A 20,361-nucleotide genomic window follows, 5' to 3' on the forward strand; every position below is an offset into this window, starting at 1 on the left:
ACTAGTTAAAGATTGGTACTATACATTAAACGGTACTGTGGAAAGAAACGAGGTGTCATATAACCAATGAACGTACAATTTAAAAAGGGTGTATTAGAGCTATGTGTATTGGTTTTACTTGATAAAAAAGATCGTTATGGTTATGAGCTGGTGCAAAAAATTTCTGATCAGATTGATATATCAGAAGGAACGGTGTACCCGTTGTTAAGAAGGTTAACAAAAGAAGGATACTTTACAACGTATTTAAAGGAATCAACGGAAGGACCACCACGTAAGTATTATAAGCTAACCGATGTGGGGAGAAGCTATTATCAGAGCTTATTAGAGGAATGGCAAGAGTTTACGAACGGAGTTAATCAATTAATCAAGGAAGGTGTTATCGATGACTAAAGAACAATTTTTAAGCAAATTAGATGCTTCTTTAAATAAACTTCCTTCCCAAGAAAAGCAAGATATTTTGCAAGACTTTGAAGAGCATTTTGCAATGGGGTTAGCGGAAGGAAAGACCGAAGAACAAATTGCAGAATCACTTGGTTCACCGGCGCAAATTGCGAAAGATTTAATAGCCACCTACCATGTGGAAAAAGTAGAGGCAACTGCAACGACGGCAAATATATTTCGTGCGGTTTGGGCTGTGATCGGGTTAGGATTTTTCAATCTGGTAATTGTATTGGGACCATTTATTGCTCTAGTAGCGCTGATCGTTGCAGGCTGGACTGTTGCGGGCGCTTTTATTGTTTCACCATTACTTGTCATTATAAACACGGTGATGTATCCAGAAATATTCCAGTTCTTTGATTTATTTTTCTCGATTGGACTGACTGGACTTGGACTATTTATTGCCATCGGAATGTATTTTGCTACTCGCGCTGTAACAAGTGGATTTGTTCGTTATTTGAAATTTAATGTGCGTGTTGTTAAAGGAGGTATGAAGGATGCTTAATATTAAAAAAATAGCTGTTGTTGCGTTAGCTTTACTCTTAATTGGCGTAATCGGAAGTATCTTCACAGTGAGGTCGGCTGTAGGATCAGATGTTATACCGGAAACAATTGAAATAAATGATGAAGCTTTTGAACAGATTGCTATTAAGACGAATAATGCGACGGTAGAGCTTTTACCAACAGACGATCAAACGACTACCGTTGAATTTACAGGCAACAGAAAAAACGAGCAGAAGTATGATGTAAATGCAAATGTAGAAGGGAATACCCTTTCTGTTACTGTAAAGGAAAAGTGGTTTAAATTTTTTAACTTTGATTTTTCCCTTTCATCTCCAACGTTGACTGTTTATGTGCCGGAAAAGGCGTATGAGACAATTCAAATCGATACGGATAACGGTCGTGTCGATACCCGTGGACTCGAAGCGAATGAAATGCGTCTAACAACAAGCAATGGGCGGACTAGTGCGAGTGACTTAGATGTAACTGAACTACAAGTAACCACGAATAACGGACGAATTGAATTGAAAGATATCAAGAGTGCGGTGGTTACGAGCGAAGCCGATAACGGTGAAATTCGGTTAGAAAATGTTGATGGTAAGCTTATAGGAAGAACAAGCAACGGGAAAATTACACTCATTACAGAACATTTAGACCGTCCAATCGAATTTAGAACAAGCAATGGGCGCATAAATATCCAAACGGAAAATGAGCCGACGAATGTACTCTTTGATGTAAAGGTTGATAACGGAAAAGTTAGGATCTTTGGAGATTCGAATTGGGACACAGTTATCGGTGATGGAGATAATCTTATTAAGCTAACAACTAATAATGGCGGTATTACCGTGGAAAAGTAGGATCTTATAAAGACCACACTTCAATTAGATTTTAATCTAGTTGGAGTGTGGTCTTTTTTGTTTATAGAGATGTAATATTTCCGTAACCTTCCTGTAAAAATGCATCCAATTTTTTTATAATGACTTTTTCTATGAAACTAATTATGCTATTAACATAGAAACGAGGAGGATGTAAATATGTTCAAAAAGATTAGCAAATTCGTTATTGCATCAGTTATTTCATTATCATTACTAGTACCAACAGCTACGTTTGCGGCTAGTTCTTATACCGTCGTTCCAGGTGATACGATGTGGAAAATCGCTCTAAAAACACAAACAGGAGTTAGTGAGATTATTGGAGCAAATACACAATTGAGTAATCCAAATATGATTTATCCAGGGCAAAGCTTGCAGATTCCAACAAATGGTGAATATCAAGTGGAACAAGAAGTGATCAGACTCGTTAATGTGGAAAGAGCAAATGCTGGATTGCCTGCATTAAAGTATGATTGGGAGCTTGCTAGAGTTGCGAAGCATAAGTCTCAGGATATGAAAGACAAGGGATATTTTAGTCATACGAGTCCTACATATGGTTCTCCGTTTACAATGATGAAAAACTACGGGATTAACTATAAATCAGCTGGGGAAAACATTGCAAGAGGTCAAAGCACTGCACAGCAAGTGGTAAATGCTTGGATGAACAGTTCAGGACACCGTGCGAACATTTTAAGTAAAGATTATACACATATCGGCGTTGGTTATGTGAAATCTGGTAACTACTGGACACAAATGTTTATGAAAAAATAACCTTTGAAAAAATGGATATTGATTTTCAGTTGAAAATCATATATACTAACGAAAATTATATTGAATTCGATGATGAAGAGAGTAGTTATGATGGTAACGCAAGCGAGTTGGGGATTGGTGTGAGCCCGATCGTTCTATCATAATGAAGCGGACTTCTGAGAAACAGCCTGAAATGTAACAGAGTAGGGTGTAGTCGGGTGATGACCGTTATTCATTCAGAAGCTGGTTCATGATGAACAATAAGAGTGGTACCGCGGGTAATCCCGTCTCTATTAAGAGACGGGATTTTTTGCATTTATAAAAAGTGGAGGGTGAGCGTAGTGGATGTTGTAAAAACATATGCAGAGGAAATAACCTTACAATTAAACGGTTTACTAAATCTGGAAGATGTTGTCAATTTAATCGAAAAGCCGAAGTTTGAGGAGCAAGGTGATTTAGCCTTTCCATGTTTTACTCTTGCTAAGAAGTTGAGGAATGCTCCAAACAAAATTGCGATGGAGTTAGCGAGAAAAGTAGACCATCCTGTTTTCGAAAAGGTTGTCGCAGATGGTCCGTACATCAATGCCTTTTTAAATAAGGAAATGGTCAGTAAACATGTTTTAACATCGATCTTAGAGAAAGGAGAAAGCTATGGTTCGATGAAGTTTGGTCGAGGGGGGAATATTACGATTGATTTCTCATCTCCAAACATTGCTAAACCATTTTCAATGGGGCATTTGCGATCTACTGTAATTGGTAATTCACTTGCAAATATAGTGGAGAAATGCGGTTATGATCCAATTCGAATTAATCACCTTGGTGATTGGGGTACACAATTTGGGAAGCTCATCGTGGCATATAAATTATGGGGCGATGAGGAGCTTGTGAAAGAGGCACCGATTCAAGAACTGCTGAAGCTTTATGTACAGTTTCACAAGGAAGCAGAGAACGATTCCAGCTTAGAAGATGATGCAAGAGCTTGGTTCAAAAAATTAGAGGATGGAAATGAGGAGGCTCTCTCCCTTTGGAAGTGGTTTCGAGATGAATCTCTCAAAGAGTTCGCCAAAATTTATGATTTATTAGGTGTTCATTTCGATTCGTATCACGGAGAAGCTTTTTACAATGACAAAATGGATCAAGTCGTTAGCCTTCTACAGGAAAGCAATCTGTTACAAGTATCCGATGGGGCAGAAGTGGTGGATTTAACGGAGCATGACTTAGCACCTTGTTTAATTAAGAAGTCAGATGGTGCAACGCTTTATGCGACGAGAGATTTAACGGCTGCTATCTATAGGCAAGAAAAATATGAATTTGAAAAATCGTATTATGTGGTTGGTCACGAGCAGAGCTTGCATTTCGCGCAAATTTTCTTAGTACTCCAGAAGCTTGGATACAATTGGGCAAAGCAATTAGTGCATATTCCATTCGGCTTTATTCTGAAAGATGGGAAAAAGATGTCTACTCGAAAAGGAAAGGTCGTTCTATTAGAAGAGGTTATCCAAGAAGCAATTCAACTGGCAGAAAAAAGTATCGCAGATAAAAATCCAAGCTTACAAAATAAAGCAGCTGTAGCAGAAGCCGTTGGAGTTGGAGCGATTATTTTCCATGACTTAAAGAATGATAGACAAAATAATATCGAGTTCTCACTGGGAGATATGCTGAAATTTGAAGGAGCAACTGGACCTTATGTGCAATACACACATGCAAGAGCTTGTTCGATCTTAAGAAAAGCAAATAGTTTTGAAGCAGTAGCAATAACCGGGCTAAATGATGGCTATAGCTGGTCTGTTGTAAAGCTGTTAATGGAATTTCAGGCGGTCATTGAACGAAGCTTTGAATTCCATGCCCCTTCCCAAATCGCAAAATATCTCATTGAACTATCGCAGGAATTTAATAAATACTACGGAAATGTTAAAGTTCTATCTGATGATGAAGAGCTAGAAAGCCGACTTGCATTGGTAAAAGCCACAACGATTGTTTTAAAAGAAGGATTGCGATTGTTAGGGGTGAAGGCTCCGGATGAGATGTAAGCTGTTAAGCTGATTCTCCCCTCTACATCAACCGAGGGGAGAGTGACTTTTATCCCATGGGTGTACCATTTTCCACAGCCTCATCTGGTGCAAGCAGGATGACGTCGTTTTCCCCTGCAACACCACCAAGAACCAATACTTCTGACTTATACCCGGCAATACGCATTGGTGGGAAATTCACGACTGCAACGACTTGTCGGCCGATCAATTGCTCGGGAGTATACCGTTCGGTAATTTGTGCAGAGGAATTTTTTGTACCAATTTCTGCTCCGAAATCAATTTCTAGCTTGATTGCAGGTTTACGTGCTTCTTTAAAAGGCTCTGCATGAATGACGGTGCCAATACGAATATCTAATTTTTGAAAGTCTTCAATCGTTGCCATATGGATACGCTCCAATCTTCGAGTCTTTTTCCATAACTATACTATAAGTGTTTCATAATTGAAAAAGTTTATAACCTAAATTAATCATATCCGCTAGTCTAAAAAGTACTTTCATGTTAAAAATAAATTGGAGGAGATAGAAATCTAGTCATAAAATTAATTAATTAGTACCAGTTCCTAACACTATATGCTAAAATAGAAGTAGACTTCATATAGAAAAGAGGAATAAGCCATGTATTATTTCGCAGCTTATTTATTAAAGTTCATTTTAAGTTTATTTGGCAGAATCAAGGTATACCAAAAAGAAAACTTACCTCAGTCCGGAGGATATATTATAGCATGCACTCATACAGGTTGGGTTGATATATTATGGTTAGGCGTATCGGTATTACCAACCAAGATATATTATATGGCAAAGAAGGAATTATTCCAAACGCGCTTTACAAAATGGCTAATGGAAAACTTACATGCCTTTCCAGTTGATCGGGAGAATCCTGGTCCAAGTTCGATAAAAATCCCTCGAAAATTACTAAAGGATAACAAAGTAGTTGGGATATTCCCTAGTGGAACGAGAACAAGTGAAGAAGCGCCATTAAAAAGAGGCGCAGTAACGATAGCGGCACATTCGAAAGCTCCGATTGTTCCTGTTGCTTATACTGGACCAAATAATTTCACGGAACTATTTAAACGGAAAAAAGCAAAGATTATTTACGGCGAACCTATTTACTTGTCTGAAAATCACCCGAAAAAGGACGCTATAGAAATGATGATGGATGAATTGAATGCGGAATTAAATCGCCTGCAGAAGGAGATAGAATCATAAAGAGTAACCTACCACTGTCCAAAAGGTACTCTACCTTATAGGATATCCCTGTACATCTGGCGACTTCCACGTGATAATAGAAACCCCTGACTCACCTATTAATGTCGATTAGAGCTGGAAACTAGGAATAATTTCATGTATAATGGATATAGATAAAGAGAGAAGTGCGTCAACACTTCTCTCTGCAACCTCTACCGTCAGGTGATGGTTGTCGAACAATTTTATTTGTGACGAGAACCACCCTTTACCTTACGGCGGCGCGGGGTGGTTTTCTTTTGTTCAAGAAAAGTTCTTTTAAAGTAATATGCACTAATTGCACGTACAATCCCTTTTAAAACTTCTCTTGTAAATTCAAGAAATGTGTCCATAATTATCACCTCCCTTCCTGCCAAACAAGGCCAAGAAAGAAGAGCGACAACCAACCACCCTTTGATATACAGTTGCTATTTCATTTTACCATATTCAACTATGCCTTAACTCTATCATTATTCGACCACAATCGATTTTAGATAGTTTGATATTTATTGATGTTAAAGAACTTATGTTCTACAATGTGATTAGGTAATGAAATGGAGGCGATATTGTTGAGGCCTAATTTAACAAAAGACATGAGTATCCAAAGTTTTAAAGATTTCTATTGGTTAAAAGAAGAGTTACAAACTTTTTGCAGAGAAAATGGAATAAGTGCTTTAGGTTCCAAAATGGAGATTGCTGATCGAATTGAAACATTTCTTCGTACAGGGGAGATAAGAAAACCGATTCGAAAAGTAAAAGGGAACAGAGCAGCGCCACAGGTTGAATTTAGTCTTAATACAGTCATTTCAGAAAATCATCGTTGTAGTCAACAAGTAAGAACCTTTTTTAAAACCGTTATCCCTAACTTTCATTTTTCCACTTATATCCAAAACTATTTCAAAAACAACATTGGAAAAACATATCGTGATGCTGTAGAAGCTTGGTATAAAGAGGAAGAACGACAGAAGGACCCATCATACAAGAAACAAATTGCTCCTCAATTTGAGTACAATCAATTTATTCGCGACTTTTTTGCTGATCCGAAGAATCAAGGGAAAAGTAGAAAGGAAGCAATTGAAGCTTGGAATACGATTAAAAGACTTCCAGGAAGCAATAAATACATATCTAATCCTTGATACTGGAAGAAAGTCATATAACAAAACTAAAAAAGCAAGCATACTTCAACTTTCCGTCCGTATGCTTGCTTTTTACTATGCATATCGCCTTTTAAGATACTGAATAAAGCTCAATTCGCCAGATGGATTCTTCTGATTCAAAAGTATGCTCATGCTGGAGTCCAAGTTCTTCTGCATTCTCAATCGGAACAGCAGAAAGAATATAGTCCCCACCTAGCTCTTTCAATGCTTGTGTATCGATATCCAACTGCTCGATAGCACCATCTCTATTTTTCGTAAACATATAATCTTTGCCATGTTCAGCGACATACGTATATAATCTTCCGCCCCACGCATCATAGTAGTTTTCTAATGTCGGGCTTTTATCTAGTTCTCCAGCAATAACTTCTCTGAATGCGTGTTTATATTCAAGTGGGAAAGCGTTGTTGTACGTGTCGAGTGTGTAAAATCCGTTATATTGTGCAATCGTCGGATGCATGCCAATGCTTACAACACGGTATTCTGATTGATCTCTAGCAATATACTCCTCAATTTCATCAAAAAGTTCTTCGGAATAAAACTCTTTAAATGTTGGTGTATTGACAGCTCCATATCTTAATTCCTCTGTAGTCCCAAATGCTAGCAAACATTGTAGCAAAATAAGAGTACAGGCAATGGCTTTTCCGAATTTTAAATGTCTCCACAAAATTATTAATGCTAGAGCAAAGCAAATATACCAAATTGGAGGATCAAGAAAATGCACACGAGCAAAGTTAAACGTGTTTGCTAGTGAAAAATTATCTTTCACAATCCGCCAGCCTTCCCAATACCAAAATGCATACCAAACAGAAATAGCTAAGTTAAATACGAAAAAGCTCATTAATAGCCTTGGCTTCACATTGCTAAAGGCGGCAACGAGTAAGGCAATTAAAATCGTTGGGATAATCAGGTACGTTTGCAATGCCATATCATGGGTGTGACCATAGAGAAAGTTTTCCCACGATAATTCAACACTGCGTGCGAATGTATTGTATCCAAGGTCTAATTCATCTCGATGGGAAGTGAAGCCCTCATCAAAAAACATGGATATGATCAGCAAGTAATCTTTGATTAAATAGATACCCGTCATTGCAGCAATTGCAGTGAAAAATGGCCAATTTGCTTTTTTTGTCTGAATCCAGTCGATCAACCAAAAAACGCCTAGTAATCCAAGGAAGAAAATAAAGCTTAGTACAAAATTCGAAAAGAAAGGGATTACCAATAAAAGAATCCAATGATACTTTGGTGCACCCCACCCATATTTCCGAATCGTTAAGAAAAGATGCAACGCAAGTGGGATACCAGCAATCGATAGTACGCCTGATGGCCAATAGGGAAGCATTGCAAACGCCAGGGAAGCTCCAACTGTAATGATGTGTATGTACGTGTTAGAGCTTGTCCGGAAAATATGCTTCGACAGTAGGAAATACATGCCAAAAAGGGCAGCAAACCGCATAATCGTTTGACTGATACTATAAGCTGTCATTGGTTCAAATAGCACATAGAGCCATACGACAGCATCGAAGCCGGATGGAAGGGTACTTCTTGGCAGACCATTGATTACGTTTGGCAATGCAGTATCTGTCAATGTGAAAATTTGCCCGCTTTCAGCAAGGATTTTATACCAGACAATGTTTGAATCTAAATTGTCATGCAAACGAATATGCGAGTCCTCACCTAATAGGTAGTAGGGAAGAAGATAACCCATTAGGATAAGGCACGCAATCAGCATGTATTTATTTTTGATAAAAAAGTTTAATCGTTTCGATAACATGGCTGACATCCTTCGTGTTTATTCCATAGTAAAGTGGCAATCGAACGATTCTTTCACTACCGCTCGTTGTATACCGGTCCTTCCCAATAAATTTCCCGAACTTTTGCCCAGCCCTTGCTGTATGTAATGGGACATAATGGGAGACAGCCATCATATTATTTTCCTTTAAATAAGATATGAGCTCGGAGCGCTCTTGCTCGTTTTTCGCTTTGATATAAAACATATGGGCGTTATGCTCACAATCCTCAGGTATATGCGGCCCTTCTATAATCCCTTCTTCGATTAAGGTTTTAAGTCCGGCTGCATATTGTTCCCACGTACGTAAACGATCGTTATTTACCAGTTCTGCATGCTCAAGCTGAACAGCTAAATAAGCCGCATTCAACTCACTTAATAGATAGGAGGAACCAATATCTCGCCAGGTGTACTTATCGACCATCCCCTGCATAAACTTGGAACGGTCTGTTCCTTTTTCTTGTAAAATTTCGGCCCGTTCAATAAGCGATGGATCATTTATAATAAGAGCTCCACCTTCTCCAGATGTATAGTTTTTTGTTTCATGAAAGCTATACGTTCCGAGGTGTCCAATCGTTCCGAGCGCCTTCCCTCTATAAGTACTCATGACACCTTGTGCAGCATCTTCAATCACCCAAAGTCCGTGCTCGTTCGCAATTTTCATAATCGCGTCCATGTCACAGGAAACGCCTGCATAGTGCACAACGACGATTGCCTTTGTTCTGTCTGTCACTGCAGCAGCAATCCGGTCTGGCGCAATGTTCATCGTGGATGGATCAACATCGACAAAACGCAGCGAGGCTCCTCGAAGTGCAAAAGCATTCGCTGTGGAAACGAACGTATAGGAGGGAAGGATTACTTCATCTCCTTCTCCGACCTCTGTTAGTAGCGCGGTCATCTCAAGAGCTGCAGTACAGGAGGGCGTTAGGATTGCTCGTTCACATGGAAGCTCACGTTCAAACCAGTCTGTACACTTTTTCCCGAAAGGACCATTTCCGGAAAACTTGTTATTTGTTAAAACTTGTTGGATAGCTTCTATTTCTGTTCCGATTTTGCATGGTTGGTTAAATGGAATCAATTTTTATCACCTCATTACGATAATTCCAAGTACAATGAATGCCATACCAATTGCTTTTTGCATGCTGATTGGTTCTTGAAAAAGGAAGGCTGACAGGATGAACACCAGTACAAAGGATATGCTCATAAACGGATAGGCATAGCTAATATCAAACTTTGTCATGGCTGCCATCCAGCATAGGGCAGCGAAAAATGCCGCAAGAAATCCAGAGATAATCCAAGGATTCAAGAGTAGCTGCAACAAGAAGATAATCTTATCCATTAATGGCTCAGGCAAGCTTCCTTGTTGGTCAATCTTCCATTTCAAAATGAGCTGTCCATATACGGTAAATGCGATGGTTCCAAAAATATATAAATAACCCATTTGTCAGCCTCCATACGGAATGGAGCCATTCAATTTATGGTACACATCGGTTGATTTTCGAAGTCGAAATCCTAAACTAATAAAAACGTTTAAGGAGGCAACATTTGATGGCGAAATGGATGTTTTTAATATGGGATGCCCCATGGCAAACTGTTCTTGTACACAATAGCTTGCAAATGCCTTAGCTAGCCCTTTTCCGCGATATTCTTTTGACATAGCAAGGAGCAATATTTTATCTTTTTCATAAGCATAAAACCCGGCAGTTTTTCCTTCATAGATAAGTGCAATAATAAGATCCTTTTCTATTAGATCTTGCACCCAGTTCATGTAACGTCTATCTGCCATATGATTAGGAATATTAAAGTCACGATGAAAGCGACCGCCTTTAAATGCTTCTTCTGCGATTTCTAAGATTTCATTTCGGTCATACTGACGCGACATTTCAATACCTTGCTGTTCATACGGTTCAAAGTTCTCTGCCTTACAAATTGGTTCTATAAGTGTATCCGCATAATAAAATCCATATTTCTTCAGGTTTTCCGTGTTTTCCAGCGGATCAATTTTCAATGTGAAATGACCTTCTATGTTATTTGTTTGTTTTAATGCTTCCTCTGAACTGGAGGTTACCTCATACGTATCAATAATAAAGCTCCGTTTATCCCATGGAGTAGGTTGTAAGTAATTTTCCATTGTTCGATCAGCTCCGATTTTCCATGTTTTCGTCCGTTGTTTCTCGAATTAAGTATAGTGGTCGACCTTTTACTTCATTAAAAATCTTCCCGATATAAAGTCCAAGGATGCCAAAATTGAAGAAGATTAATCCCCCAATAAAGAAAAGGGATACCATGACACTCGTCCATCCTGGTACAGATACATCTAAGAAGAAGTAGCGTACAAACAAGTACACACCATAAAGAAAAGATGCGGCGGCAAGCAAAAAGCCAAATTGAATCGATAGTCGCAGCGGCTTATTCGACTGCGAAATAATCGCATCGGTTGCCAAATTAATGAGTTTCTTTAAATTATAGGAAGACTTTCCTTCCTTTCTCGCATCATGTTCGATAGGGATATGAATAGTCTTATATCCCATCCATTGAATAAATAATGGGAAGAATCGATTTTGTTCACGCATTCGTCTGAACCCCATGACAACCTTCTTCGCATTAATACTGAAATTGGCTGCCATATAATCAGAATTACTGTTTGTAAAATAATCGTAGACCCGGTAAAAGGCTTGGGAAGACTTTTTCTTCCACCAGTTGTCTTGACGTTCCATTCGCTTGCCAAAAACAACTTCATAGCCTTCCAGTGCTTTAGCATATAATTTAGCAATTTCCTCTGGGCGGTCCTGAAGGTCACAATCCATTACGACAACCCAATCGCCATTTGTATAATCAAGACCAGCAGTAATGGCATGATGCTGTCCAAAGTTTCGCGCAAAGTCAATTCCTTTAATCTGGTTATCCTGTTCACTTAATTGTTTAATTGTCTCCCAAGCATGGTCTGGGCTTGCATCATTTACTAAAATAATTTCGTATTGGGCTGGAATAGCTGTAATGGTATTTTTTATTCGATCGCAAAGCTCAACTAAACAGGTCTTGCAACCATAAACAGGAATGACAACTGAAATTAACGGGTGAGGCTTGTCTGCTGCCATTTTTGTACGTAGCCTTCCACTGTTTTCCGAAGTCCTTCTGTAAAGTCCTCGGTTGGTTTCCAGCCCAGTTCATTTGTTAGTTTTGTAGCATCGACAGCATATCTCCGGTCATGTCCTTTTCGGTCATCGGTAAACGTAATTAAATCTTTAAAGCTATCGATAGAAAGTACTGATTTTATGTTGTATGCCAGTTCATCGAGTATTTCGCAAACCTGTGTTGCTATCTCGATATTTGTTTTTTCATTGTTTCCACCAACATTATACATAGCATGCGTTTGTCCATAGTGGTAGATTAAATCAATTGCTCTACAGTGATCGTCTACGTAGAGCCAATCACGAATGTTTTTCCCATCTCCATAGATTGGAATTGGTTTTCCCGCTAAAGCGTTTGAGATAATCGTTGGGATTAGTTTTTCCTCATGCTGTTTTGGTCCATAGTTATTGGAACTAGAGGAAATAACAATATTCATGCCATACGTATACCCAAAGCTTTTGACAAGTAAGTTTGCACTTGCCTTAGAAGCACTATAAGGATTACGTGGGTCATAAGGAGTTTCCTCAGAAAAGACACCTTCATTATCTAAGGAACCATACACTTCATCGGTAGAAATCTGGTGAAAACGTCTCGTAGTGAGTTCTCCTTTTTTCTCCCAGTCGAATCGTGCAGCTTGTAGAAGTATCATTGTTCCCAACACGTTTGATTGAACAAATGCTTTGGCGTCATTAATCGACCGGTCAACATGTGACTCTGCTGCAAAATTGATAATTCCAGTAATATCATGTTCTTGAAATAACTGATTAACAAGGTTATCGTCCGCAATGTCGCCATGGATAAAGTGATAGTTTTCAAGGTTTTCCACTTCTGTTAAATTGTCTGTCTTGCCTGCATAGGTAAGTTTGTCTATATTTAGAATTTGTCTGTTTGGATATTTTTTCATCAAATAAGTAATGAAATTAGAGCCAATAAACCCAGCTCCGCCTGTAATGAGTAAAGTTTCTTTTTGCTTATTCATTTTGCACCAGTCCTAACATTGGATGATGTTCAATCGAATCCCAATATTGCTGTGTATATTTGCGGTCAGCAATTTCAAGTAAATACTGGCCATAATCATTTTTTTCCATGGTTTTACCTTTTTCATAGAGTGCTTGTTTAGAAATATAGCCAAGGTAATAGGCGATTTCCTCAATACAAGCTAGTTTAAACCCTTGGCGCTTCTGGGTAATTCGGATAAATTCAGTAGCTTCAAATAGTGATTCGTGGGTCCCAGCGTCCATCCATGTAAAACCTCTACCAAGTAATTCTACATCTAACTGGTTTCGCATTAAATACTGCTTGTTTAAATCTGTGATTTCTAACTCACCACGTTTAGAGGGTTTCAGCTTTTTTGCTAGTTTAACAGCCTGCTGATCGTAAATATATAGTCCGGTAACAGCGAAATCCGATTTTGGCTGCTCTGGCTTTTCTTCGATTGAAATGACTTTTTGATGATGGTCAAAATCAACAACACCAAAACGCTCTGGATCTTTTACGCGATATCCGAAAACAGTTGCATGTCGGTGATTCTTAATTGCTTTACGGAATAATGTCGTAAACCCATGCCCAAAGAAAATATTATCGGCAAGAATGAGTGTTACCTTATCGTCTGCAATAAACTCCTCTGCAATTGTTAATGCTTGTGGAATGCCCTTTGGCTCATGTTGTACTTCATATTCAATTCGAATGCCAAACGCAGATCCATCACCAAGCATCTCCTCAAACCTACCAATATCTTCTGGTGTACTGATAATCATAATTTCTCTAATACCGCCGAGCATAAGAACTGATAATGGATAATAGATCATCGGCTTATCGTAAATAGCTAATAGATGTTTGTTTATCGAATTCGTACTCGGGTATAGCCTAGTACCACTACCTCCAGCTAAAATAATCCCTTTCATTCCAAATCACTCCCTTAAAAGCGGTGCATCCTATGAAACGAACAAATGAGAGTTTCCTGTTCATTAAAGTAGTTGCTTCTAATCTATGCCCTTCTCACAAAAAATTAATCTTACACTCTGATTACAATTTGATGTCATTCTTTGACATATAGCACCATCTACAGAAATAAAGCACCATTCTTCTGTCGTAAAGCACCACATGCAGAAATAAAGCACTATCCCTATGTCATAAAGTACCATCCAGACCTACAGCCCCTTGCTCACTTCTCAACCGGACAGACAATCTACCAATCTTCAAAAGCATAAAAAAAGAGATCACCTTCAACAGGGTGACTCTCTCTTTTCTAGAGAAGGATTTACTTTTTCATATAATTTATACAGATAATATCCACCACGAAGCTGTTCCATGATTAAATAATCCATATAAACAAGGGAGTCCTTGGCTATCTTTCTAGCATGTGCGAGATTATCTTGATCGATTTCATTCACAACATCGCGGACAATATCTAAATAAAAAACGGCTGATCGTATCGTACGAATAATTAATAGCTTTCTTATGTCGGAGCGGCTATAGATTCGGTACCCATTTTCAGGATCACGTTTAGGAGTAATTAATTTTTCCTTTTCCCAATGCCTCAGTGTTGAAGGTGGTACATCAATTTTCTTCGCCACCTCACGTATCGAATAACTTTCCTTTGTTAACCGGGTGGAGAAGTGCTCAAGCTCTTCCAATTCCAATGCTTGAAGTGCTTGCTCCGCTTTACGTTTTTCCTGATGCTGCTTTGCTTGTGCTTCATTTACAATCCATAAAGCTTCTGTTAGTTTATTTTCTTGAATAAGTGGCATAATTTGACGTATTAGGTGCATGCCAAAACCTGGGTTCATCGCACGTATACATTCGAAGTAAGCAACGTGTTCTTCCGTATACATCCGATAACCATTAGCTGAACGTTCTGGAGGCGGGACAATTCCCCACGATTCGTAATGTCGCAATGCACTTGTACTAATCCCTAACTTCTTAGCGATTTCAATTGGTTTAATCATATAGAACTCACCCTTAATCATCCTGATTTTTAAGAAACAATCCAGCCGTCCAGAACATGGGACAAATCTATGTAAAAAAACCTTCAAGTTCCATGACGGATTAATTTATAAATAACTTGTATTATCAATCATTATTTAATCTAACCTTATCATTTGCATTAATGTTATACAATAGTACTGTAAGTTAAATGAATTGGAGGAATCAATTTGAACGAATCGATACGTATAACAGGTGCGCGTGAGCACAACTTGAAAAATATTTCATTAGAGATACCGAAGCACAAGTTTGTTGTGTTAACCGGCCCTTCTGGATCAGGGAAGTCAACATTGGCACTAGATACACTACAACGCGAATGCCAACGACAATACATGGAATCAATGGGAATGGTTACAGATGGAATAAGTAAACCGAAAGTTGACTCCATGATTGGTCTATCCCCATCAATCAGTGTTGGGCAGCATGTCACGAATCGAAACCCTCGCTCAACCGTTGGAACCGTAACAGATATGTATACCTATCTGCGCTTGATTTATGAAAAGTTAGGAGAGCGCCCATGCCCGAACTGCCAACACATGATTTTACCAACTATCGATAAAGAAGAATATGACGAAGAAACAGGATTCAAGCAATTTATTCATTGTCCACAATGTAATCACCACTTGGAAAAATTAACACGATCTCATTTCTCTTATAATAAGCCAGAAGGTGCTTGTGAGACATGTGATGGTCTTGGTAAGGTCTCTGAAATTCACCTCGACTCGGTATTTGATCAGGAGCTTAGCTTAAAGGAGGGTGGCGTTAAAATTTGGACGGGAGCATATGGCGATTATCTAAGAGATATCGTTAAAAATGCTGCTGCTTATTATGGAATAACCTTCGATGAGAACCTACCATTAAAAGAATTGGGTGCTGTCGCTAGTGATTTGCTCTATTACGGTGTAGAGGATGAGAAGTTCACTAATCACTTCCCAGATGTAAAGCCTCCGAAAACCGTTGCTAAAGGAAAATTCGAGGGTGTTCTAACAGGGATGTGGAGAAGGTACATTGAAAAGGGTGGAAATTCAGGAGAAGCTGCTCTCTTCTTTTCGAATCAATGTCCAGACTGTAAAGGGAAAAGACTAAAGAAAGAAATAAGAGAAGTGCTCGTTGCAAGTACATCAATTACAGATGTATCAAGCTTCCCCTTAGAAGATATGCAAACATGGTTAACAGATCTTCATGCATCCCTATCTCACGAAGCAGGAGAGGTTGTTGAAACATTTTTATTGGACTTAATCGAGAAGGTTACTCGAATTATTAATGTAGGTTTAGGCTATTTGTCATTAGATCGCCAAACGATATCACTATCAGGTGGGGAAGCGCAGCGACTCCGATTAGCCTCAATAATTGGTTCTGGATTAACTGGTGTACTCTACATTCTAGATGAACCGACAGCTGGGCTGCATCCAAAGGACACAAAAGGTCTCGTAAGTGTAATGAAACAGTTACGTGACTTAGGAAATACCGTTCTTGTAATTGAGCATGATGTAGATGTGATGCGTGAAGCTGACCATATTATTGATATGGGACCTGGTGCTGGCAGTCGTGGTGGAACCATAGTTGGTGAAGGCAGCTTAGAGGAGCTAATGAGTCAAGAGAAGTCAATTACTGGGGCTTACCTAAAAGAAGGTCGTCAAGAAGCAAGGCAGCGCCGCGAAGGAACAAGGCAGTATTTAACTGTTCATCATGCGACAAAACATAATTTAAAAGATATTACTGTATCCTTTCCCTTAGGTAAATTTGTCTCTGTAACAGGTGTATCTGGTTCAGGGAAGTCAACGTTAGTCTTTGACCTGCTTGCTTCATTTGAAACTGGTATTTATAACGATTGTGAGAAAGTTACAGGTCATGAGAATATTGAACGAGTCATCACCGTAAATCAATCACCACTTAGTCGAATGCAACGTTCCAATATTGCCACGTATACGGACGTCTTTACACCATTACGTAACCTTTTTGCAAGCTTACCTGAAGCGAAGGAAAGGAAGCTTAAACCAAAGGATTTTTCCTTCAATACAGTTGGCGGAAGATGTGAACATTGCCAGGGACTTGGATTTGTAACAACCAATATGCATTTCCTTCCAGACCTTGAAGTGCAATGTCCAGTTTGTCGTGGCAACAGATTTAAAGAAACCATATTAGAAGTAACATATAAAGACTATTCAATTTCTCAGCTGCTTGATATGTCGATTGAAGAGAGCTTACCTCTTTTTGAAGGACAAAAGAAAATATTCCAGGTAACACAGCTTTTATGTGAAATTGGACTCGGCTATTTAAATTGGGGCCAATCCGTTAAAACGCTATCTGGCGGTGAGGGGCAGCGACTCAAACTAGCAAAGGAATTAAATAAACAGTCGAATAAATCGACACTCTACCTATTGGACGAGCCATCGACAGGCTTGCATCCAAGTGATGTCAAGCGACTGCTGCTTCTATTAAACCGGCTTGTAGATGCAGGAAATACGGTCATCATTGTGGAGCATAATAGTGAAGTTATTCGTGAATCAGACTGGGTAATTGACCTTGGACCAGAAGGTGGAAATGCTGGTGGAATGCTTGTAGCTGAGGGTACACCTGAGGAAATATCAAAAGTAGAAGCTTCACATACAGGGGCATTTTTATAAAAAATTTAACGGCAACTGAGGGTAGATTACCAAATGAAAGCTCCTATATATTTTATTTCAGATCTTCTCTTGAACCTCCAGTTACGTGAGGCGTTATAATGAGAATATGCTTATTGAGGGAGGGAAAGTGATGGGGGAAAATAACAAGTATTCCATTGGGGAGTTTTCAGAAAAGACAGGGGTATCGATTCGCACGTTACATTACTATGATGAAATCGGTCTTTTACAACCTGAAAAGAACCCAACATCCGGTCACCGCATTTACAAGCATCATGATATTTTAACCTTACAGAAAATTGTCAGTTTAAAGTTCCTGGGTTATAGCCTAGAAAAGATCACGAATTTATTGCATCAGTCGATGATTACGGTTGATTTAAATGAGACATTAACCCTTCAGTTAGAAGTATTAAAAAAAGAAAAAGAACGAATTGAGCAGTCCATGATAATTATTCAGAGGGTCATTAAGGTACTTGAAGAAGAAGGAGAAGTGGATAGTGCCATTTTATTCAGTCTCATTCATAGTATGCAAACGGAAAGTATACAGAATGAATGGCTGGAAAGGCACAATCTTACGGTAGTGGTTGAGGAGTTGTCCAAGAAAACGGAAAAAGAGAAAATCACCTTAGATCAAACCTTTATTCAGATGGCTAAAGAGGTTAAAAAATTATATGGAAAACCTATACAGAATCAAGAGGTGCAAGAAATGATTAAAGCCTTTATAGAAGCATCATTTGAGTTTCTTGGTGATGATTTGGTACAGCAGCTAGCCGATGCCGAAGTGGAAGAACTGGATATTCAAGAGTTAGAAAATATAGCCCCTTTTCCTTTCACAGAGGATGAACAGGAATGGCTTAATCAAGCGATGGAATATTATATGAAAGAAGCGGGGATGGAATAGAATCAAATTAACATTGCCCTGATATTTTAAAGAAAGAACGTGTTTCTTTAAAAAGCAAGATTTGTTGGTGTATGCTATATTATTTATGGGGATTTAGTAGGATTTGAAAACAGGGGGGATGATTATTTCTTCCCCTTTATAACTAAAATAGAAAGTCAGGAGTTATCCAATGGAAAAATCGCAAAAAAATGGAATTAAACCTTTTATATCTTTAATTGTATCTGCAAAGATTCCAAAAGCCGCATTAACATTCGGTCTAATTGGGAGTCTGGTTACAACACTTGTCGGATTGACAATACCGATATTAACAAGAGAGCTAGTGGATGGTTTCTCTGTAGCGTCCTTGAGTGCAACACTTGTTATCGCTATTCTTGCGGTGTTTATTATTCAGGCAGTAATTGATGGGGTCTCAACGTACTTACTTGCTTCAGTTGGTCAAAAAATCGTTGCGAGACTACGTCAGATGATGTGGCTAAAGCTAATCCGCTTACCGGTTAGCTATTTTGATAAACAAGCAAGTGGGGAGTCAGTAAGTCGTGTGATTAATGATACGGGGATTGTGAAGGATTTAATTTCACAGCATTTCCCGCAATTCATTACTGGTCTTATTTCAATTATTGGTGCAGTAGTAATTTTATTTATTATGGACTGGAAAATGACGCTAATGATGTTCATCGCTGTTCCGGTTACCGTAGCAATTATGGTTCCATTAGGGACGAGAATGGCGAAGATATCAAAGAACTTGCAAGATGAGACAGCAACCTTTAATGGTAAAATTCAACAAACAATTAGTGAAATCCGTTTAATGAAGGCATCTACAGCGGAGCAAGCTGAAGCAACAAAAGGAATTACTGGGATTGGGAAATTATTAAGCTATGGATTGAAAGAAGCGCGTATTTTTGCGTTAATCGGTCCGTTTATGTATACCATTGTCATGTTCGTTATTGTAGTCATTATTGGTTATGGTGGAATCCGTGTTGCAGAAGGAACGATGTCCACAGGTTCACTCGTTGCGTTTTTACTGTATTTATTCCAAATCATTTTTCCGATTACGACTTTTGCAATGTTTTTCACAGAATTGCAAAAGGCAAAAGGTGCTACGGAGCGGATTATTGAGATTTTGGAAATTCCAGAGGAAGCCGGTCAAGAAGGTAAAGATAAAGATATTGCGAACCAACCGATCGCTGTTTCGAATGTGTCATTTGCATATAGTGATGACGAACCGGTTATCAAAAATGTTACTTTCGAGGCACTTCCTGGTGAAATGATCGCTTTTGCAGGTCCGAGTGGTGGTGGGAAGACGACCTTATTCGGATTAATTGAACGATATTATGAGTCAACAACAGGAGAGATACGAATAGGCGATACACCAATTCAGGAGTTGTCACTTGCATCATGGCGCAGCCAAATTGGTTATGTTTCACAGGAAAGTGCCATGATGGCTGGAACAATTCGGGAAAATTTAACATATGGATTAAGTGATGCAACAGAGATCCCCGACGAACGCTTGTGGGAAGTTGCAAAAATGGCCTATGCTGATCAATTTATTAAAACATTTGCAAAAGGTTTGGACACAGAAGTAGGGGAGCGCGGTGTAAAATTATCTGGCGGACAACGGCAGCGGATTAATATCGCGCGAGCATTCTTACGCGATCCTAAGATTTTAATGCTGGATGAAGCAACGGCGAGCTTAGATAGCCAATCCGAGCATGCTGTTCAAGAAGCTTTGACACGATTAATGGAAGGTCGTACAACATTTGTGATTGCCCACAGGTTATCAACAATTGTTGATGCGGATAAGATTATTTTTATAGAAAAAGGGCAAGTAACGGGAATGGGAACACATCAGGAATTAACAGAGTCGCATTCGCTATATCGCGAATTTGCGGAGCAGCAGTTGACTTAAAAGGGATAAGAAAAACCACTGGTTCTGAGGTGACCAGTGGTTTTTGGTTTTGTCGATAA

General features: G+C 38.9%; 20 protein-coding genes and 1 other annotated feature. Of the genes, 10 read left to right on the top strand and 10 right to left on the bottom strand.

Features of this window, described 5'->3' with window-relative positions; all coding sequences use genetic code 11:
- The first annotated feature begins 66 nt into the window (after positions 1 to 66).
- The 5 genes from F1560_RS17780 to argS all read left to right on the top strand — a co-directional run bounded on the left by F1560_RS17780 (position 67) and on the right by argS (position 4,591).
- Positions 67 to 390: a PadR family transcriptional regulator gene (locus F1560_RS17780; RefSeq protein ID WP_149475989.1), complete on the top strand. Its 324-nt coding sequence runs from the start codon at positions 67 to 69 to the stop codon at positions 388 to 390.
- Positions 383 to 943 (top strand): HAAS signaling domain-containing protein, encoded by a 561-nt coding sequence (locus tag F1560_RS17785; RefSeq protein ID WP_149475990.1) that lies wholly within the window; start codon positions 383 to 385, stop codon positions 941 to 943. Before F1560_RS17780 ends, F1560_RS17785 begins: the two co-directional genes overlap by 8 nt.
- Entirely contained in the window at positions 936 to 1,796 is an 861-nt protein-coding gene (locus F1560_RS17790) for a DUF4097 family beta strand repeat-containing protein (RefSeq protein ID WP_149475991.1), read from the top strand. The genes F1560_RS17785 and F1560_RS17790 overlap by 8 nt, the downstream gene beginning before the upstream one ends.
- A gap of 177 nt (positions 1,797 to 1,973) precedes the next feature.
- Positions 1,974 to 2,582 carry a SafA/ExsA family spore coat assembly protein gene (gene safA / locus F1560_RS17795; RefSeq protein ID WP_149475992.1) on the top strand — a complete coding sequence of 203 codons (609 nt, stop codon included), beginning with the start codon at positions 1,974 to 1,976 and terminating at the stop codon, positions 2,580 to 2,582.
- A 60-nt stretch (positions 2,583 to 2,642) separates the two neighbouring features.
- Positions 2,643 to 2,856, top strand: a binding site (T-box leader).
- A gap of 46 nt (positions 2,857 to 2,902) precedes the next feature.
- Positions 2,903 to 4,591, top strand: a complete 1,689-nt coding sequence (gene argS / locus F1560_RS17800; protein ID WP_149475993.1) for an arginine--tRNA ligase — start codon at positions 2,903 to 2,905, stop codon at positions 4,589 to 4,591.
- A 49-nt stretch (positions 4,592 to 4,640) separates the two neighbouring features.
- Here the strand turns inward: argS and csaA are convergent, their stop codons facing one another.
- The gene (gene csaA, locus F1560_RS17805) at positions 4,641 to 4,973 is read right to left on the bottom strand and encodes a chaperone CsaA (RefSeq protein WP_149475994.1); all 333 of its coding nucleotides are present in this window, start codon (positions 4,971 to 4,973) and stop codon (positions 4,641 to 4,643) included.
- Positions 4,974 to 5,205: 232 nt separating this feature from the next.
- Here csaA and F1560_RS17810 point away from each other — a divergent pair, with 232 nt between their 5' ends.
- On the top strand, positions 5,206 to 5,796 hold the full coding sequence (locus tag F1560_RS17810; protein ID WP_149475995.1) for a lysophospholipid acyltransferase family protein: 591 nt from the start codon (positions 5,206 to 5,208) through the stop codon (positions 5,794 to 5,796).
- 221 nt (positions 5,797 to 6,017) lie between these two features.
- On the opposite strand, the gene F1560_RS22215 is transcribed toward F1560_RS17810, so the two are convergent.
- A complete protein-coding gene (locus F1560_RS22215) occupies positions 6,018 to 6,164 on the bottom strand; it encodes a hypothetical protein (RefSeq protein ID WP_187773763.1) in 147 nt (48 codons plus the stop codon).
- A 216-nt stretch (positions 6,165 to 6,380) separates the two neighbouring features.
- Here F1560_RS22215 and F1560_RS17815 point away from each other — a divergent pair, with 216 nt between their 5' ends.
- Positions 6,381 to 6,947 carry a DUF6434 domain-containing protein gene (locus tag F1560_RS17815; protein ID WP_149475996.1) on the top strand — a complete coding sequence of 189 codons (567 nt, stop codon included), beginning with the start codon at positions 6,381 to 6,383 and terminating at the stop codon, positions 6,945 to 6,947.
- 91 nt (positions 6,948 to 7,038) lie between these two features.
- Here the strand turns inward: F1560_RS17815 and F1560_RS17820 are convergent, their stop codons facing one another.
- From F1560_RS17820 to F1560_RS17855, 8 genes are all read right to left on the bottom strand, one after another.
- On the bottom strand, positions 7,039 to 8,739 hold the full coding sequence (locus F1560_RS17820; protein ID WP_149475997.1) for a DUF6044 family protein: 1,701 nt from the start codon (positions 8,737 to 8,739) through the stop codon (positions 7,039 to 7,041).
- A complete protein-coding gene (rffA, locus tag F1560_RS17825; RefSeq protein WP_149475998.1) occupies positions 8,702 to 9,832 on the bottom strand; it encodes a dTDP-4-amino-4,6-dideoxygalactose transaminase in 1,131 nt (376 codons plus the stop codon). The genes F1560_RS17820 and rffA overlap by 38 nt, the downstream gene beginning before the upstream one ends.
- 6 nt (positions 9,833 to 9,838) lie before the next feature.
- The gene (locus tag F1560_RS17830) at positions 9,839 to 10,195 is read right to left on the bottom strand and encodes an EamA family transporter (RefSeq protein WP_149475999.1); all 357 of its coding nucleotides are present in this window, start codon (positions 10,193 to 10,195) and stop codon (positions 9,839 to 9,841) included.
- Positions 10,196 to 10,198: 3 nt separating this feature from the next.
- Positions 10,199 to 10,885 carry a GNAT family N-acetyltransferase gene (locus tag F1560_RS17835; protein ID WP_149476000.1) on the bottom strand — a complete coding sequence of 229 codons (687 nt, stop codon included), beginning with the start codon at positions 10,883 to 10,885 and terminating at the stop codon, positions 10,199 to 10,201.
- Between the two features lie 7 nt (positions 10,886 to 10,892).
- Positions 10,893 to 11,852, bottom strand: coding sequence for a glycosyltransferase family 2 protein (locus tag F1560_RS17840; RefSeq protein WP_149476001.1), 960 nt, complete (start codon positions 11,850 to 11,852; stop codon positions 10,893 to 10,895).
- Positions 11,825 to 12,865 carry a dTDP-glucose 4,6-dehydratase gene (gene rfbB, locus F1560_RS17845; protein ID WP_149476002.1) on the bottom strand — a complete coding sequence of 347 codons (1,041 nt, stop codon included), beginning with the start codon at positions 12,863 to 12,865 and terminating at the stop codon, positions 11,825 to 11,827. The genes F1560_RS17840 and rfbB overlap by 28 nt, the downstream gene beginning before the upstream one ends.
- A complete protein-coding gene (gene rfbA / locus F1560_RS17850; RefSeq protein ID WP_149476003.1) occupies positions 12,858 to 13,790 on the bottom strand; it encodes a glucose-1-phosphate thymidylyltransferase RfbA in 933 nt (310 codons plus the stop codon). Before rfbA ends, rfbB begins: the two co-directional genes overlap by 8 nt.
- A gap of 321 nt (positions 13,791 to 14,111) precedes the next feature.
- Entirely contained in the window at positions 14,112 to 14,834 is a 723-nt protein-coding gene (locus F1560_RS17855; protein ID WP_149476004.1) for a MerR family transcriptional regulator, read from the bottom strand.
- Positions 14,835 to 15,041: 207 nt separating this feature from the next.
- On the opposite strand from F1560_RS17855, the gene uvrA reads away from it, so the two are divergent.
- From uvrA to F1560_RS17870, 3 genes are all read left to right on the top strand, one after another.
- On the top strand, positions 15,042 to 17,498 hold the full coding sequence (gene uvrA / locus F1560_RS17860; protein WP_149476005.1) for an excinuclease ABC subunit UvrA: 2,457 nt from the start codon (positions 15,042 to 15,044) through the stop codon (positions 17,496 to 17,498).
- A gap of 130 nt (positions 17,499 to 17,628) precedes the next feature.
- Positions 17,629 to 18,396 (top strand): MerR family transcriptional regulator, encoded by a 768-nt coding sequence (locus F1560_RS17865; protein ID WP_149476006.1) that lies wholly within the window; start codon positions 17,629 to 17,631, stop codon positions 18,394 to 18,396.
- A gap of 169 nt (positions 18,397 to 18,565) precedes the next feature.
- Complete coding sequence (locus tag F1560_RS17870; RefSeq protein ID WP_149476007.1) at positions 18,566 to 20,302, top strand: ABC transporter ATP-binding protein; 1,737 nt, start codon at positions 18,566 to 18,568, stop codon at positions 20,300 to 20,302.
- Positions 20,303 to 20,361 lie beyond the last annotated feature (59 nt).

It is taken from the genome of Oceanobacillus polygoni, assembly GCF_008304605.1.
GTDB classification, from domain to species: domain Bacteria; phylum Bacillota; class Bacilli; order Bacillales; family Amphibacillaceae; genus Oceanobacillus; species Oceanobacillus polygoni.

Bases quoted from the DNA above. Each gene is read 5' to 3' on its own strand.
- rfbB (WP_149476002.1), bottom strand. From the start codon at position 12,865: ATGAATAAGCAAAAAGAAACTTTACTCATTACAGGCGGAGCTGGGTTT.
- F1560_RS17820 (WP_149475997.1), bottom strand. From the start codon at position 8,739: ATGTTATCGAAACGATTAAACTTTTTTATCAAAAATAAATACATGCTG.
- csaA (WP_149475994.1), bottom strand. From the start codon at position 4,973: ATGGCAACGATTGAAGACTTTCAAAAATTAGATATTCGTATTGGCACC.
- F1560_RS17830 (WP_149475999.1), bottom strand. From the start codon at position 10,195: ATGGGTTATTTATATATTTTTGGAACCATCGCATTTACCGTATATGGA.
- F1560_RS17780 (WP_149475989.1), top strand. From the start codon at position 67: ATGAACGTACAATTTAAAAAGGGTGTATTAGAGCTATGTGTATTGGTT.
- F1560_RS17855 (WP_149476004.1), bottom strand. From the start codon at position 14,834: ATGATTAAACCAATTGAAATCGCTAAGAAGTTAGGGATTAGTACAAGT.
- F1560_RS17840 (WP_149476001.1), bottom strand. From the start codon at position 11,852: ATGGCAGCAGACAAGCCTCACCCGTTAATTTCAGTTGTCATTCCTGTT.
- F1560_RS17785 (WP_149475990.1), top strand. From the start codon at position 383: ATGACTAAAGAACAATTTTTAAGCAAATTAGATGCTTCTTTAAATAAA.
- F1560_RS17865 (WP_149476006.1), top strand. From the start codon at position 17,629: ATGGGGGAAAATAACAAGTATTCCATTGGGGAGTTTTCAGAAAAGACA.
- F1560_RS17835 (WP_149476000.1), bottom strand. From the start codon at position 10,885: ATGGAAAATTACTTACAACCTACTCCATGGGATAAACGGAGCTTTATT.
- rfbA (WP_149476003.1), bottom strand. From the start codon at position 13,790: ATGAAAGGGATTATTTTAGCTGGAGGTAGTGGTACTAGGCTATACCCG.
- F1560_RS17810 (WP_149475995.1), top strand. From the start codon at position 5,206: ATGTATTATTTCGCAGCTTATTTATTAAAGTTCATTTTAAGTTTATTT.
- F1560_RS17870 (WP_149476007.1), top strand. From the start codon at position 18,566: ATGGAAAAATCGCAAAAAAATGGAATTAAACCTTTTATATCTTTAATT.
- safA (WP_149475992.1), top strand. From the start codon at position 1,974: ATGTTCAAAAAGATTAGCAAATTCGTTATTGCATCAGTTATTTCATTA.
- F1560_RS22215 (WP_187773763.1), bottom strand. From the start codon at position 6,164: ATGGACACATTTCTTGAATTTACAAGAGAAGTTTTAAAAGGGATTGTA.
- F1560_RS17790 (WP_149475991.1), top strand. From the start codon at position 936: ATGCTTAATATTAAAAAAATAGCTGTTGTTGCGTTAGCTTTACTCTTA.